The 15728-nt window shown below is 40.8% G+C and carries 13 protein-coding genes and 1 riboswitch; of the genes, 5 read left to right on the top strand and 8 right to left on the bottom strand.

Going from position 1 to position 15728, the window contains the following annotated elements:
- Positions 1 to 297: 297 nt before the first annotated feature.
- Entirely contained in the window at positions 298 to 696 is a 399-nt protein-coding gene (locus ABRT01_RS05635; RefSeq protein WP_367746513.1) for a hypothetical protein, read from the bottom strand.
- A gap of 20 nt (positions 697 to 716) precedes the next feature.
- Positions 717 to 923, bottom strand: a complete 207-nt coding sequence (locus ABRT01_RS05630; protein WP_269410615.1) for a helix-turn-helix transcriptional regulator — start codon at positions 921 to 923, stop codon at positions 717 to 719.
- Between the two features lie 458 nt (positions 924 to 1381).
- Here ABRT01_RS05630 and ABRT01_RS05625 point away from each other — a divergent pair, with 458 nt between their 5' ends.
- Positions 1382 to 1612, top strand: a complete 231-nt coding sequence (locus ABRT01_RS05625; RefSeq protein ID WP_367746511.1) for a hypothetical protein — start codon at positions 1382 to 1384, stop codon at positions 1610 to 1612.
- A gap of 214 nt (positions 1613 to 1826) precedes the next feature.
- Here ABRT01_RS05625 and ABRT01_RS05620 read toward each other — a convergent pair whose 3' ends face one another.
- From ABRT01_RS05620 to megL, 4 genes are all read right to left on the bottom strand, one after another.
- Entirely contained in the window at positions 1827 to 3251 is a 1425-nt protein-coding gene (locus tag ABRT01_RS05620) for an alanine/glycine:cation symporter family protein (protein ID WP_367746510.1), read from the bottom strand.
- 407 nt (positions 3252 to 3658) lie between these two features.
- The gene (locus tag ABRT01_RS05615) at positions 3659 to 4174 is read right to left on the bottom strand and encodes an acyl-CoA thioesterase (protein WP_269410618.1); all 516 of its coding nucleotides are present in this window, start codon (positions 4172 to 4174) and stop codon (positions 3659 to 3661) included.
- 78 nt (positions 4175 to 4252) lie between these two features.
- Positions 4253 to 5695 carry a cardiolipin synthase gene (gene cls, locus ABRT01_RS05610; RefSeq protein ID WP_367746509.1) on the bottom strand — a complete coding sequence of 481 codons (1443 nt, stop codon included), beginning with the start codon at positions 5693 to 5695 and terminating at the stop codon, positions 4253 to 4255.
- Positions 5696 to 5871: 176 nt separating this feature from the next.
- Positions 5872 to 7056: a methionine gamma-lyase gene (gene megL, locus ABRT01_RS05605; RefSeq protein WP_367746508.1), complete on the bottom strand. Its 1185-nt coding sequence runs from the start codon at positions 7054 to 7056 to the stop codon at positions 5872 to 5874.
- A gap of 334 nt (positions 7057 to 7390) precedes the next feature.
- Positions 7391 to 7507: riboswitch (SAM riboswitch) on the top strand.
- Positions 7508 to 7680: 173 nt separating this feature from the next.
- On the opposite strand from megL, the gene ABRT01_RS05600 reads away from it, so the two are divergent.
- The 3 genes from ABRT01_RS05600 (at position 7681) to ABRT01_RS05590 (ending at position 11328) form a co-directional block, all read left to right on the top strand.
- Complete coding sequence (locus ABRT01_RS05600) at positions 7681 to 9390, top strand: O-acetylhomoserine aminocarboxypropyltransferase/cysteine synthase family protein (RefSeq protein ID WP_367746507.1); 1710 nt, start codon at positions 7681 to 7683, stop codon at positions 9388 to 9390.
- 329 nt (positions 9391 to 9719) lie between these two features.
- Complete coding sequence (locus ABRT01_RS05595; protein ID WP_439649422.1) at positions 9720 to 10649, top strand: GDSL-type esterase/lipase family protein; 930 nt, start codon at positions 9720 to 9722, stop codon at positions 10647 to 10649.
- Between the two features lie 55 nt (positions 10650 to 10704).
- A complete protein-coding gene (locus ABRT01_RS05590) occupies positions 10705 to 11328 on the top strand; it encodes a YpmS family protein (protein ID WP_269412638.1) in 624 nt (207 codons plus the stop codon).
- A 70-nt stretch (positions 11329 to 11398) separates the two neighbouring features.
- On the opposite strand, the gene ABRT01_RS05585 is transcribed toward ABRT01_RS05590, so the two are convergent.
- Positions 11399 to 12028 (bottom strand): hypothetical protein, encoded by a 630-nt coding sequence (locus ABRT01_RS05585; protein ID WP_269410623.1) that lies wholly within the window; start codon positions 12026 to 12028, stop codon positions 11399 to 11401.
- A gap of 329 nt (positions 12029 to 12357) precedes the next feature.
- Between ABRT01_RS05585 and ABRT01_RS05580 the strand changes: the two genes are divergently transcribed.
- A complete protein-coding gene (locus ABRT01_RS05580; RefSeq protein WP_269410624.1) occupies positions 12358 to 13974 on the top strand; it encodes an ABC-F family ATP-binding cassette domain-containing protein in 1617 nt (538 codons plus the stop codon).
- 708 nt (positions 13975 to 14682) lie between these two features.
- Here ABRT01_RS05580 and ABRT01_RS05575 read toward each other — a convergent pair.
- A complete protein-coding gene (locus tag ABRT01_RS05575) occupies positions 14683 to 15615 on the bottom strand; it encodes an L-threonine 3-dehydrogenase (protein WP_269410625.1) in 933 nt (310 codons plus the stop codon).
- Positions 15616 to 15728 lie beyond the last annotated feature (113 nt).

Raw genomic sequence — 15728 nt, 5'->3', positions numbered from 1 at the left:
CAAAGGGTGTCCTTTTTGTTTACTAAAATAATGTCAAAAAAGGCGTGGGGCCTACACTTTTTTTAGTGTAAGCTCCTACGCCTTAATTTTTATTTACTGGAGTTTTGTCCCAGCCTCTTTTCTAACAAGAAATCTACATAGCTAAATATCGTAATTTTTATGTGATTTAGGCCATCCCAAAGAAAAAATCGAAAAGTGGATACCTCTAATCAGGGCTAGTGATTCCCAGTGGTGCTACTACATTCTCCAAACGGTTGGAATCAGTAGATAACTAGGTATGAAACCAATTAAAAATGTTTAATTGATAAACTGTTGCACAATTTGGGATACCATGAAAACAAGCATACTAAAAATAATTGCTGCAACCATAACATTGATTGGATTCCCTACAATAAAACCAGTATACAGACCTACCGTTCCAATCACCAAGAAAACTAAAATAAAAACAAATGATAAAGCAAGAGATACTAATATTTGACGTATAATTCTGTGGTCTGCAATGACATAACCCGAATTCCAACTCTCATCCTTTTTCTTTATTAAAAACCTTATAATTTGATAAATCGCAGCGATTGAAAGTAATCCCCAAAAAACCCAGGAATTATTATTATTCATAAGTTTTGAATAACCCATGTAAATAAACTCGAACAGAAGTAATAAATAAAAAAGAAGTATCATCCACTTTTTGGCTCGCATCCATCTCACTCCCAAACTTATTATTCCAAAAAAAACACCTTTTCCACCGGCTCATTTACAATTGACGCTATAGCTAACACCACTCCAATCTTAGGTTCATATTTTTGTTTTTCTATAGAAATAATGGTTTGTCTATGCACCCCTACCTGATCGGCCAATTCCTCTTGTGTTAAATCGGCTTTACGTCTTAAATACCTTACGTTGTTTTTAACCACCGTCTTTTTCAAGTTTATCCTCACCTCTATTGTAGAGTATCATATACATAATGTAGTGTAAACTATACATACAGGTCTATAATGCATCTTCAAAATATGTAAATGGACCTCTCATGACTAAAATCCTTAGGTTATAATTCACGAGTTTCCGGGTGTATACTAATGTACATTGACTACATGTGGCGGGGACACCGCCGCTATTTATGTTTGCAAACGCATTCGGAACTACTTTTTTTAAAATGCTTGCTGTCCCGTTTATATCAGCATTCAGCAACACACCACTTTTCTGTATGCTTTTTCCCCACCCTTACTATCATCCGTTCCCTTCCTTTCAACTTTTATTATAGTCAGTAATTTGTGTAAAAAATATATAACAAGATCAACCGGGCGAAGGAAATGTTGGCGAGTGTAGAAATTAACCGGAAATGAATTCGCTCTCGTTCCAATTATCGGGAGGAGAAAAGCAGCGTGTGGCTATTGCTCGTGCATTGGTACACGAACCAGATTGGTTGCTAGCTGACGAACCAACGGGAAACCTGGATACTGAAACAGGGAAGATGATATTCACACTCTTGCAGGAAATGAACCGAAAAAAAGGTTGTGGTGTTATTCTTATCACCCATGACCTAGGACTCGCAGAAAAATCGGATTGTTTCATAGATAGGGAGGATGGTGAAACGGTGAATAATAATGATTGCTAAAATTTCCAATACTTAAAAACTATTTTGACAGGTGTTATATCTGACAAATAAGCTGAGTTTGATTGCGTATCAAACTCAGCTTGTCCATATTTAACCATGCCATAGATAGGAAGAATCCAATCACGGCCATAAACTTGCCCACTGTCAGGTGAGCAGTTTATCATGCATTAACGAGCTGTGATTCCCCCACTGCATGAAGTTCCACTTTATAAGTCTATTTATCCGCATGCGAGGCGGTTTCCCGATCCCAGAATTCGACACCAGTATCATCCTCTAAAACATCACGATAAAATACTGGGTCCTTGCCTGCTTTGCGCTGCTCGCGGTAATCTTTCAGAACGCGGTTGGCAATCTTGAACAATTTGGCAACAGCATAGAGGTTAACCAAAGCCATAATTGTCATAGACAGATCGGCAAGTGCCCAAACAAAATCAAATGATGCAACCGTACCAAAGGCAACCATCAAGATAACGGCAATCCGGTATATAAACAAGCCTACTTTACTATTTTTGATATAACCGATATTATTTTCCCCGTAATAATAATTTCCGAGAATCGAACTATAGGCAAACAGAAAGATGGCAATACCAATGAAGATAGCCCCCCATTCACCCACTTGAGACTGAACCGCATTTTGGGTTATTTGAATCCCGTCTAATTGACTTCCCTCATAGCCACCAGCCAAGATAATAATAAATGCGGTCGCACTACAAATTAAAATCGTGTCGAAAAAGACGCCCAAGGCCTGAATTAAGCCCTGTTTTGCCGGGTGGGAAACCTCTGCAGTTGCTGCCGCATTCGGTGCACTACCCATACCGGCTTCATTGGAGAACAAGCCACGCTTAATTCCCAACATAATGGCAGCACCAAATCCGCCACCGGCTATTTCACGAATACCAAACGCATTTTCCACAATTAATGCAATCATACCCGGAATCGCAGTTATATTAGCCACCAAAACAAAAAGTGCCAGGATAATATAAACAACAGCCATCACCGGAACAATGTATTGGGTGACATTAGCAATGCTTTTCAACCCGCCAAAGATGACAATCGCGGTCAGCAAGGCAAGAATAATGGCCATTAGCCTATTGTCAAAGTTAAATCCTCCAGAAAAAGCAAGCCCAATTGTATTGGATTGTACAGAATTAAAAAAAAGCCCATAGGTGAATGTGATAATTATAGCAAAGGCAATCGCCAGCCAGCGGTTATTGAGCCCCTTTTCTATGTAATAAGCAGGTCCCCCGCGATATTGATTCGCTTCGGGCACCTTATAGAACTGTGCCAACGTACTTTCCACAAAGGCAGACGCCGATCCCAATAAAGCAACCAGCCACATCCAAAACACGGCACCAGGTCCACCTAGCGCTACCGCAGATGCTACACCGGCAAGGTTCCCGGTCCCTACCCTTGCTGCGGCACTAATTGCAAATGCCTGAAAGGAAGATGTCCCTTTTTTCCCATCCGCACTAACCGTCCGTTTATCAAAAATAACCCGGAACATTTCGGGAATCATTTTGAATTGGACAAAATCCGTTTTAATCGTGAACCACAAGCCTAATCCGAGTAAGACAACAATAAGAATATACGTCAAAAAGTTGTCGTTCACATTCTCTACCAACGTTTGAATGGTGTCCATGCAATATTCTCCCTTCAATCTTTAAAAACCCTTTAAAACATATCTTTCTTTTCCGTTCCCGTAATCATTTTTCAAAAAACATATGCCATTTTCAGGTTCATCCTGTTTAAGTGGACAGGTAATGGTAATGACGAAAACCGCAACCAATTTAAATAGAAAAGAAGCCCTGTCAAATTGGCTTCTATGTTACTGTGTTACACTGTACTATTTTAATATATTCTTTACATCAGTACAAATTATTTATTATTCTGGACGATGGGATCTGTTGATTTTAATCGGTTTCTAAAAGGTATATTCCAGCACAAAACTATGATCATGGGCAACTTCACTGGACACCGGTGAGGATGCACGGGTTGGTGTGGAGCATGCCCGGTTTAGCTGCCCTTTTCATAGCAAAAAGGCTTTTCCTATTTCCCCCAAGGATACGCGGTGCCAAAGTTTTTCGCCATTTCTTTGGAGAAGCCTCGTCTTTGTTTCCGATGTTTGGCACGTTCAGGCGCACCTTCATGCAGATATTTTTCTTGTTCCGTTTCCGGGTAGACACTTGGTATAGGTACTGGGTGTCCATTGCGATCGACCGCGACAAATGTTGTAAATGCCGTGGCACAAACGCTGCGTTTTCCTGTTACTAATTCTTCCATCACGGCTTTGACGAAGACTTCCATCGAGGTATTATGGGTCCAAGTGACAAACGCCTCGACACAAATCGAGTCACCTTCTTTAACAGGTTCCAAAAAGTCAACGGAGTCCGTGGACGCTGTTACAACAGGTAATCGGCAATGACGAACAGCTGCAATTGCTGCCACATCATCAATATGTGCCATTAATTTGCCACCAAACAATGTCCCATGATTATTTGTATCTGGTGGTAAGACATGTGACGTTTTTACTGCTAATGAATTGGAACACGGTTTACTTTCCATGATGCATTCTCCTTTTTAACGTAACAGATTCAATTTTTATCAAGTTCTATCAAGTTCATAACAGACATTTGTATTTTTTTACAATATCGGCGACAACAACCTGGATAACGACTCTTTAAACCGAATACCCAATGAACGCTTTTCATATAGTTTTTTCGTCATTTGCGTTGACAGGGAGATGTCGTACTCAAATGCTGCTACCAACTTTTCAGCAATACCCGTATCATATAAGAAGGCATTCACTTCAAAATTGAGCCGGAAGCTGCGGACATCGATGTTGGCGGTCCCGACAGAGGAGATTTCACCATCGACGATAATCATTTTGGCATGAAGAAACCCATGTTGGTAAATAAATACTTCTGCACCAGCATTCAATAAATCCCCGATATACGATAGTGTTGCCCAATAAACAAACGGATGGTCCGGCTTGTTCGGGATCATGATCCGCACATTCACACCAGATAAAGCGGCGATTCTTAATGCATCACGCAAACTTTCATCGGGAATGAAGTAAGGAGTTTGAATATAGACATAGTGTTTTGCCGATAAGATCATTTTAATATAACCATTCTTAATTTGCTCCCAATCCGAATCAGGACCGCTGGAAACAATTTGAATGCCAACATCTCCATTAGGTTCCGCCGCATAATACCGTTTGTCATATAAAATATCATTCCGTGATGCCTGATTCCAATCAAGAATAAACCGGGTTTGCATATTCTTCACTGCATCCCCCGTCACCCGTAAATGGGTATCCCGCCAATAGCCAAATTTTTTTGCCTTGCCGAGGTATTCATCCCCAATATTAAACCCGCCGATATAGCCAATTTGTCCATCAATAATGGCCAGTTTCCGGTGGTTGCGATAATTAAGTTTAAAATTGACTTTGGGAATCTTTGACGGAAAAAATGCTTCCACTTGTCCACCTGCCCTGCGAATCCGCTTAACAAACTTCCTGCTTAAGCGGCGGGAACCCATATCATCATAAAGCACGCGAACCTCTACCCCGGCCTTCGCTTTCTTCACCAGGCAATCAGCAATACGTTTACCAAGCTGATCATAACGAATAATATAATACAATAAATGAATATGATCGGTCGCTTTTTCGATATCGTCAATAAGTGCAGTAAATTTCTCCTTTCCATCGGTGAAAATTTCCACATGATTATCCTGGGTGAAAATAGCATCATCATTTCGCAAATGTAAAAAATATAAATCTTTGTACGCGACAATGGCGGGGTTCTTAAAGACAAACCGATTTTCCTCCAATGCCGTTAACTGGGCTTCTACAGATTTCTTTACTCCCAGCCTGCTCTTGGTATCCCATGTGAATATCCGTTGTTTGCTTATGTTTCTTCCAAATATCAAATACAAAATAAAGCCAGCAATCGGAATAAATAACAAGACCATCAGCCATGCCCATGTGGACTGTGCATCCTTGCGTTCCAGGAAAATGATCGTAAAGGCCAGCGCAATATTAACAATCATTATTATAGCCACTAAGTATGGCATGAACACCATGTCAGTTTCTCCTCTCAAAAAGCAAACGCATTTTACTTTATCATTTGTAAGCAATATGTATATCATCCGTGCATTCTAAATTACTATTGTATACCAGTGCCAAGAAAAAACAAAGGGGGTAACAAAAAGGGTCAGCCCCACCACTTTAATACATTAAAGCGGCAAGGGACTGCCCCCTATATTTTATCCAGCGCCTGTTTGAGATCATCCCAAACGTCTTCCCATTTTTCCAATCCAACAGACAAACGTATAAGCTGATCGGTTATTCCCATTTCCAATCTGAATGCTTCCGGGATAACCGCATGTGTCATAGTAGCCGGATGTTCAATAAGTGTCTCGGCATCACCCAGACTAACGGCGATTTTCACAAATGATAAAGCATTTAACATCGCTTGTGCATCCTGTTTTGTTCCCTTTATTTCAAAGGAGATCATACCGCCACCGCGTTTCATCTGTTTTTCCATAATGGCATAAGATGGATTTGCTTGATCACCCGGGTAATAAATGCTCGCGACTTTTGGATGGTCTTTAAGCTTGGTAAAAATTTGTTCAGCATTATCACAATGCCGATCAAGGCGAACTGGCAACGTTTTAAGCCCACGAATTAACAGCCATGCATCAAACGGTGAAATAATACCGCCGATATCCTTTTGGGTGGACATTTGTACAGTATCCAAAAAGTCTTTGGATCCAACAACAAGACCAGCTATAACGTCCCCATGACCACCGATATATTTAGTAGCACTGTGAACAACAATATCACATCCCAAATCAAGCGGGCGCTGTATATATGGCGAACAAAACGTATTATCAACGACAACCGGGATCGCAAATTCCTTGGCTACTTTTGCAACCATTGCCAGGTCAATCAACTTCATGGTTGGATTAATCGGCGTTTCCACATAAATACAGGCCGTTTCCGGTTTGATACATTTTCGCAACTCATCAGCGGAATTCATGTTGGAAAGGCTATGGGTTATCACGTATTTTTCCTCCATCATGCTTAACAGGTCAAATGTACACCCATACAGCCCGGATGAACAGACAATATGATCATTAGCCTTGGTTAATGCAATCAAAACTGCCGATACAGCAGCCATCCCGGAGCCAAATGCCAGCCCCCGCTCCCCATGTTCTAACGCGGCCATTCGTTCCTCCAATGCCGTTACAGTCGGATTGCCAATTCGTGAATAAATATAGCCCTCCTCATCCCCGGAGAATCGGCGTTCCCCTTGTTCAGCAGTTGCAAATGTAAAAGTTGATGTTTGAAATAATGGTGGTGTTAAACTTCCCAACATATCTTTTGCATCATAACCATCATGTATGACAGATGTTTCCAAATGTTTAAATCGCTTAGCCATATTCCTCTCCCCTTTATGCGCTTTCTTTCTTTACATCCATGATATCGGAAAATACCAATATTCGAAAGTGTTTTCTGAATTATTGACACACTTTTTTCGCTAAACTGAATCCCCTCCTTGTTAAGATTTTAGAGGAGCTGCAAGCAGGACGGGAGGGACTCGCGAAGTCGGTAGAGTACGCTCCGGGGCGGGAGAGGAACCCGCTAAGTCGGGACAAAGACAGCAAAGCGATTTCGCTAATGAGCCATGATAATTCCCAAAATAACAGTTGACAGATGACACTACTCAGGTTTATACTTTTTATTAAATTAAATTTTTCAAAACCTTTTTATATCTCTTATCAAGAGCGGTGGAGGGATTAGGCCCTGCGAAACCCGGCAACCATCAGGCTAAAAAGCAGTCATGAAAGGTGCTACATCCTACAGGTCCTTGTCGATCTGGAAGATAAGAGGAGGAACGTTCTTATCCGCCCTCTTCTTAAGGAAGGGCGTTTTTTCGTATCCCCCCACGTCAATTGCAACGCTCGATCAAAGTCATTGCTATACTGTGATACAAGCAATCCTTACAGAATTAAAGCATTGGCTGAAATAATCAGTCACCCAACTACCTAAGGAGGAATCATTGATGTCAAACTTTCATTCGCACGATTTAGAAACATTGTTGCTTCATGCAGGGCAGGAACCAGATCCAACAACAGGATCTCGCAGTGTTCCGATCTACCAGACGACTTCCTACGTATTTAACGATACGGAACATGCGCAAAACTTATTTGCATTAGCTGAACCAGGCAATATCTACACACGACTTGGCAATCCAACGTGTGCTGTTTTTGAAGAACGAGTCGCCCAGTTGGAAGATGGATCAGCAGCAGTTGCCACCTCATCCGGCATGGCAGCAATTACATTAGCTATTCTGAATCTGGCTGGTGCCGGTGACGAAATTATTGCCGACAGCAACTTGTACGGCGGAACCTATAATTTGTTTTCCACCACTTTGCCCCGTTATGGAATTAAGGTGAAATTTGTTGACGGGACAGACCTTGATGCCATTCGTTCCGCGATAACAACAAAAACGAAAGCAATTTATGGAGAAATTATTACCAATCCGAGTCTGAATGTGCTTGATGTGGAGGAAATTGCCAGCATCGCCCACGAACATCATATCCCGTTAATTGTGGACAACACGTTTGCTACCCCGTATTGCGCAAAGCCCTTAACATGGGGAGCCGACATTGTGATCCATTCTGCTACCAAATGGATCGGTGGCCACGGAAATTCCATTGGTGGTGTTGTTGTCGATGGTGGACGATTTAATTGGGACAACGAAAAATTCCCCGGGTTTACCGAACCGGATGAGAGCTATCACGGCCTCCGCTATGCAGACTTGGCTCCGGCTGCCTTCGCAACAAAATTACGGGCGCAATTACTGAGGGATATCGGAGCATGCCTAAGTCCCATTAATGCCTTTTTACTATTGCAAGGACTGGAAACCTTACATTTGCGTGTCGAACGTCATAATCAAAATGCGCAAGAAGTCGCCGCATACCTCAAGGCGCATCCAGCTGTGGAATGGGTCAACTATCCTGGATTGGAAAACCACCCTTCCCATTCATTGGCTAAAAAATATTTGCAACACGGTTTTGGTTCCATCATCACGTTCGGTATTCAAGGTGGCAGGGAAGCAGGAAGGAAATTGATTGACAATATTTCGATCTGGTCACATGTCGCGAATGTCGGGGATTCGAAATCACTGATTATTCATCCTGCATCCACAACCCATCAGCAATTAAGTGCGGAAGACTTGGAAAAAAGCGGTGTATCCGAAGAACTTGTCCGCCTTGCTATCGGGGTCGAAAATGTGGATGATATTTTAATTGATTTGGATCAGGCTATTGCCAAAGCTACCGATACAAAGCCAACTATCCAATCTTCCGGGAATGATGCCATTAAATGGCTGCTTTCATCCCCTTTTTCCCGTGAAGCTGGTGCGATAAGACAAAAAGTAATCGCAGTAATTGGTCAAGATCATAGCAAACAGGAATTACAGCAATTACAACAGCATGGATTCCAAATCGTCGAAGTAAATGAACAGACCCAAGCGCCGGATACAATTGATGCAGCTTGGCTGAAAAAAGGACCTGTCCCTGCCAGCACGCTGGAACAGTTTATTAATGCACAAGGAAAGATCCTGTGGATAGAACAACCGGATGAAACCGATCCAACACTGGAACATGCAAAAGCTTGCGGAATTACGGTTATCACCGGATTAAACCCCAATGAAACATTTATACGTTTACGCAACAACACATCCGAACAACTAACTGTTGAGGTATAACAATTTTTTAAGGTTTTGAAGGCTGACCCTATATGGGTACGGCCTTCTTTTTTTACATCATTTTCGCGACAAAACATGTATGCTATAATCATAATCACAACCTGCAAGAAATAATGGCTTCTGTGTGTGTTCCACTAGATATGGATGATTTTAGCAGGAGTCCCCCTGTCTTATTATTACAATTTTATAACATGCCAAATCAATGATAAAAACATGATATACTAGCCAAGATAAACGGGTAAACATATACTATTATGCACCCTTTTCGCATTTGTTCTGATTCATTTCATTTCTTGCATACAGTATAATAGAACTATTTTCGTATTGGTGTGATAAATTTGAGGAAGTTTGCAGTTATTTTTGTTATTTTACTTGTCATTATCGGTGCAGGAGGCTTTTTTATTTATTATAGTCAAGCTCACCAAGTGGAAAAAACGATTCAAGATGTCCAGGACCACTCTTCTGAGCAACAGACAGCCGATAAAAAACAAGAAAAACATGATTCCAAGCAGGATCAAAAAGAAAAATCGGAACAAGACACAAAAAAAGAAGATGATAAAACCAGTATCAAGGCGTTTCTGGAAGACACCGTACAAAACACGATCAATTATTTCACCAATAACGAAGTCCACGTTGTATCTATTGGGGACTCATTAACCGAGGGAGTTGGCGATACGACAGATGGTGGTGGATATGTCGGTATCCTGGATAATACGATTAACCAAAAGAAACATGTGGCGGAATTCGATAACTACGGTAAACGGGGAAACCGGTCAGATCAGCTACTAAAACGCCTGGATATCCCGGAAATATCCAATTCCATTAAAGATGCGGATATTGTCACGATCACGATTGGTGCAAATGATATCATGAAGATTTTAAAGGAAAATATCACGGACCTGTCATATGCAGATTTCAACGAAGAGCGATTAAATTATGAGCAGCGGTTAATTAAAATTTTTGATAAAATAAATGACCTGAATCCAGATGCAAATATCTATCTGATTGGCTTTTATAATCCATTTGAGCAATACTTTCCAGATATCAAAGAACTTGGTACAATTGTGAAAGATTGGAATACTACTGGAGAAAAAATATCCAGAGAGTATGAAAATGCAACATTTATACCGACAATAGATTTATTCGAGGATTCAGATACCAACTTATTTGCGGATGATAATTTTCATCCCAACACACTTGGTTACAAACGCATTGCGAAACGAGTATTAGAATACCTGCAACCAGAACATGCAACCTAACGATTTGGGAAAGCTAATGAGTACCAATTGATTTTAATAAGCGAGGTGAACTGCTATCACGGAAAGAAGAAATACCGAACAACCTGGAGGGAAATGGAAACGACTATTTTTTGGCTTGCTTATCTTTGACATCGCCATTATTGTCATATTACTGCTATTAATTTTCTGGCCTGTGTCATCAACACCTGCCCCACAATCAGAGGGGAATTATGACCAAAAAAGTTCTGAATTTGTTGTTCGTACCACAAAAGAGAACCTGAATGAATTAGTCAATGCTTATATTGATCAATTATTAAATGATGCAGACCACCATTATAAAGTTTCTCTGGAGAATGATGTTCATTTAATTGGTGAACTGCCAGTATTTTCTTCAACCGTACCACTTTCTGTCCATCTGGAACCAATTGTTCAAGACAATGGGAATGCTGTTTTGAAACTGCGATCCATATCGGTCGGGATGCTGGAATTGCCCAACAAGAAAATAATGGAATACATGAAGCAGTATCTGCCAATGCCAGAGTGGGTAACGATCGATCCAAAAAATGAAGAGGTTTATGTTGCTATCGACAAAATGGATATCAAGAGTAACTTTCAGGTCAGCATTGAACGATTTGATTTGGGAGCAAACGATTTAGCCTTCAAAATCAAAGTCCCTTATGAAACACTGGGAATTGATTAAAGACACTGATCGCCGGGGTCGGGGCTAATCAAGACATTAAATAAGGGATCATCCAATAACAGATGATCCCTTATTTTACAACGAACTGCTTTACTTTTTCAGACAAAAAATATATAAATGATTGCTTTGCCAATGGCTGTGCTTCTTGCACTAATTGGTGTTTGGCATTTTCCATACATTTTGGGTAATCTCCAAGTTTGCCTTCATAAACTAATTGTAATCCGGAAAGATTGCGAATGTCGGCTGGTGTTACCAAGCAATGGGGTTTTTCTACTTGAAACGATTTCACATTGTGTAGAACGGTCGCAACAAACTGTGAACAAAACAAGGCATGTTCCCGTTCAAATTCAATCCGGAGCAGTACCCCAAATAGACCGAGGAAATTATATTTATACAGATGCTTTCGTGCTTCGATTGCCTTGATATTCTGCAAGACCTTTTCACATTCATGATCTGATAAAGTATAGGAATAAATGGCACAGGCAGCGTCCTTTAAGAAGTCACTGTTGATATCTTCTTTAACAAACCCGCCTATAAATGGATTATGCGGCCGCTTCCTTCCAAAACTGTATACTTCCTTCAACTCGTGATCAAAGGCAATGGAAACATGGTTAAGTGATTGTTTCGTACAATAATTAATCACCCTGGCCAGATATGTTCCTGTGTCTGTAAAGAGAAAGTAAATCGTTCTCTCTTCCATAATTTCCCCTCCGTTAGGCTTCATGTTAATTAAAAAGTAACAATTAAATATGAGCAATGAAGCCAGCCATTCCAAACTGTGCAAATGTTTTTTCCTAATAAGAGGATGTTTTTGAAAAGGATTAACTTCCCGTAAACATCTTCTGTGAGATGTTACCATAAACTTTATCCGAAAAATGGTCAATATACAAGTTAATTTTTTATTTTTACCGTTGTTTCTCTGATATTTCGTGTTCTCTGATTATTATATGCACATTATCGATTGACGAAACCCGGTAAATCCCGTAAGCTAGCCATGATTACTATTTTTTTTGGAGGATTAGAAAACACATGATAACTGTTACAAATGTCAGTTTACGATATGGTGATAAAAAATTATTTGAAGATGTCAATTTGAAGTTCACACCCGGAAACTGCTATGGCATAATCGGGGCGAATGGTGCTGGAAAATCAACCTTTCTCAAGGTATTATCTGGTGAAGTAGAGCCGCAATCCGGCGATGTTTCACTATCTCCTGGTGAACGGATGGCTGTTTTGAAGCAGGACCACTTTGCGTATGAAGAATATAACGTGATCGATACCGTTCTGATGGGGCATGAACGGTTGTATGAAGTAAAACAGGAAAAAGATGCCATTTATCTGAAAGCAGATTTCTCTGAAGAAGATGGTATGCGCGCAGCTGAACTTGAAGGCGAATTTGCCGAAATGAATGGTTGGGAGGCGGAATCTGATGCAGCGGTTCTCCTTAAAGGTCTGGGTATTGACGAGTCCTTACATTTACATGCCATGGCTGATTTAACGGAAGATCAAAAAGTGAAAGTCTTGCTGGCTCAGGCATTGTTTGGCAACCCGGACATTCTCCTGCTGGACGAGCCGACGAACGGTTTGGATATTCATGCCATTCAATGGTTGGAGGAGTTCCTGATCAACTTTGAAAATACGGTTATCGTTGTTTCCCATGACCGGCACTTTTTAAATAAAGTATGTACCCATATTGCTGACGTTGACTATGGAAAAATTCAAATTTATATCGGGAACTATGATTTTTGGTATGAATCCAGTCAGCTAGCATTAAAGATGGCTCAGGAGGCAAACAAGAAAAAAGAAGAAAAAATCAAGGAGCTGCAATCATTTATTGCCCGATTCAGCGCCAATGCATCAAAGTCCAAACAGGCTACATCACGAAAAAAACTGTTGGATAGCATTACTTTGGATGATATCAAGCCGTCTTCCCGTAAGTATCCATATATTGCCTTTACTCCTGAACGTGAAATCGGTAATGATCTGCTTCGGGTGGAAGGATTGACGAAAACAATCGGTGATAAAAAAGTGCTGGACAATGTCAGTTTCACCATTAATAAAGATGATAAAGTAGCATTTGTCGGCAAAGATGATATCGCTAAAACGACATTATTCAAAATTTTGATGGGGGAAATGGAGCCAGATGCCGGCACCTATAAATGGGGTGTTACCACATCACAATCTTATTTCCCAAAAGATAATTCCGAGTACTTTGAGAACAACGATTTACCACTAGTGGATTGGTTACGACAGTACTCTCCGGAAGACGAAACGGAAACATTCTTACGCGGATTTCTGGGCAGAATGCTTTTTTCCGGGGAAGAGGCATTAAAGAAAGCAAGTGTGCTATCCGGTGGTGAAAAAGTTCGCTGCATGCTGGCCAAGATGATGTTAAGCCAGGCAAATGTCTTATTGTTGGATGAACCAACCAACCATTTGGACCTGGAGTCCATTACCGCCTTAAACAATGGTCTGATCAAATTCAAAGGATCCATTCTCTTTACATCCCATGACCATCAATTTATTCAAAGTCTGGCTAATCGCTTAATCGAACTAACCCCAAGCGGTGTGATCGATAAAGAAATGAGCTATGATGAATATATTCAAGATCAGAAATTGCAAAAAGAAATAGCAGCGATGTATTAACAAAAGCGAACAAGGTCGGTTAGCAGTGGCACCAATGCTTTTGTATTCCGGCAAATCAAAGCCCCTTCTTTTACAGACGGGGTCTTTTTTGTGATCATTGTAAAGATGTGTGCAAGTCCGCTATGAGAGAGGTGGGGTCTCGCTGGGATTTGGTAAGCAATTTGAGTGGTATCTACCGTGAGATTGCCTGTCTAGGTTGATTGGTTTGCATTAGTGCAGAATATCTGCCGTGAAAAGTCTCCTCTCGTTCGATTGTGATACATAAATGTGGAGAATCTTCCGTGAGATTTCCCGTCTCAGTTGATTGGTTTGCATTAGTGCGGAATATCTACCGTGAGAGGACTCCTCTCGATCGATTGGCATACAAAGGCGCTTCACATCAGTCGAGAGGTTTTTGCTATTATGATTTTATCGACATTTCCCGGGAAATAATGATAAATTTCCATGATATTTTCAAGCAACAATGCCCATATTTCCGATTAAAACCCAATTATGAGTACATACTTGATTTGGATGCCTTATGCTACACCCTTTGATAAGGTTTCGGATAGTATTTTTTGATTTCGGACAGTATTTCCATTAAAATGCTGGAAAAATTCTTTCAACCCCTGAACACGCAACACCCCTCTACTTCAGCGATCCGCTCCATTTCCGGTAAAACCGTACCAAACATTAAAAAACCTCCCTCTAACAGGAAGGTTTCACACGTTACTTATTACTAATTTTCTCCAACATATCCGCCGTCATACCGGCAAGGTCATATTCCGCTGTAAATCCCCATTCTGCTTTTGCTGCTGAGTCATCCAGCGAATTCGGCCAGCTTTCCGCTATTTTTTGACGGACGGGATCAACATCATATGTTAATGTAAATTCGGGAATATGTTTTTGTATTTCCCGGGCAAAGTCTTCCGGTGATGCGGAAATGGCAGTGATATTGAAAGCATTGCGATGACTTAGCTTATCCGGATCAGCCTCCATTAATTGAATGATGGCATTCAGGGCGTCCGGCATATACATCATATCCATATACGTATTTTTGGCAATGAATGATGTATACGATTTATTTTTCACTGCTTCATAATAAATTTCTACTGCATAATCTGTTGTCCCGCCACCAGGTGGAGTAACATGAGAAATTAAACCCGGAAATCTGACTCCACGGGTATCTACGCCAAATCGGTGATAATAATAATCGCAAAGTAGTTCGCCGGCAACTTTATTGACACCGTACATGGAAATTGGACGTTGAATCGTATCTTGTGGCGTCGCATTCTTTGGTGTTGTTGGGCCAAATGCGCCGATTGAACTGGGAGTAAACAGCTTTAGTTTCAACTGACGCGCGACTTCCAACGCATTGAGCAATCCACCCATATTTAAATCCCAAGCTTTTTGGGGATTTGTCTCGGCCTTGGCAGACAATAAGGCAGCAAGATGCATGATTGTATCCACATGATAGGATTTCGCAATAGAGTATAATTTTGCAGCATCTGTTACATCTGCAGTTTCAAACGGTCCGTTACTGGTTTGCGATGTTTTAATATCTGTTCCAATTACATTTTCTGTTCCATAGGTTTTCCGGAGTTTATCTACAAGCTCTGAACCAATTTGGCCAAGAGCACCGGTGACTAAAATCTTCTTCATGCCAATTACTCCTTACTTCATCGGACTAGTGCATGTTCAATCCCATATCTTATAGCGTGTAACCTCATTATGGGGGTGTTACAACCTGTTTATTAGTGATAAAAAATCATTCT

The organism is Lentibacillus sp. L22 (assembly GCF_040812445.1).
Lineage (GTDB): Bacteria > Bacillota > Bacilli > Bacillales > Amphibacillaceae > Lentibacillus_C > Lentibacillus_C daqui.
This window is presented reverse-complemented; position numbering and strand designations above follow the sequence as displayed.

Excerpts from the sequence above, each read along its gene's own strand:
- ABRT01_RS05635 (WP_367746513.1), bottom strand. The coding sequence starts at position 696 with ATGCGAGCCAAAAAGTGGATGATACTTCTTTTTTATTTATTACTTCTG.
- ABRT01_RS05620 (WP_367746510.1), bottom strand. The coding sequence starts at position 3,251 with ATGGACACCATTCAAACGTTGGTAGAGAATGTGAACGACAACTTTTTG.
- ABRT01_RS05615 (WP_269410618.1), bottom strand. The coding sequence starts at position 4,174 with ATGGAAAGTAAACCGTGTTCCAATTCATTAGCAGTAAAAACGTCACAT.
- cls (WP_367746509.1), bottom strand. The coding sequence starts at position 5,695 with ATGGTGTTCATGCCATACTTAGTGGCTATAATAATGATTGTTAATATT.
- megL (WP_367746508.1), bottom strand. The coding sequence starts at position 7,056 with ATGGCTAAGCGATTTAAACATTTGGAAACATCTGTCATACATGATGGT.
- ABRT01_RS05600 (WP_367746507.1), top strand. The coding sequence starts at position 7,681 with ATGTCAAACTTTCATTCGCACGATTTAGAAACATTGTTGCTTCATGCA.
- ABRT01_RS05585 (WP_269410623.1), bottom strand. The coding sequence starts at position 12,028 with ATGGAAGAGAGAACGATTTACTTTCTCTTTACAGACACAGGAACATAT.
- ABRT01_RS05580 (WP_269410624.1), top strand. The coding sequence starts at position 12,358 with ATGATAACTGTTACAAATGTCAGTTTACGATATGGTGATAAAAAATTA.
- ABRT01_RS05575 (WP_269410625.1), bottom strand. The coding sequence starts at position 15,615 with ATGAAGAAGATTTTAGTCACCGGTGCTCTTGGCCAAATTGGTTCAGAG.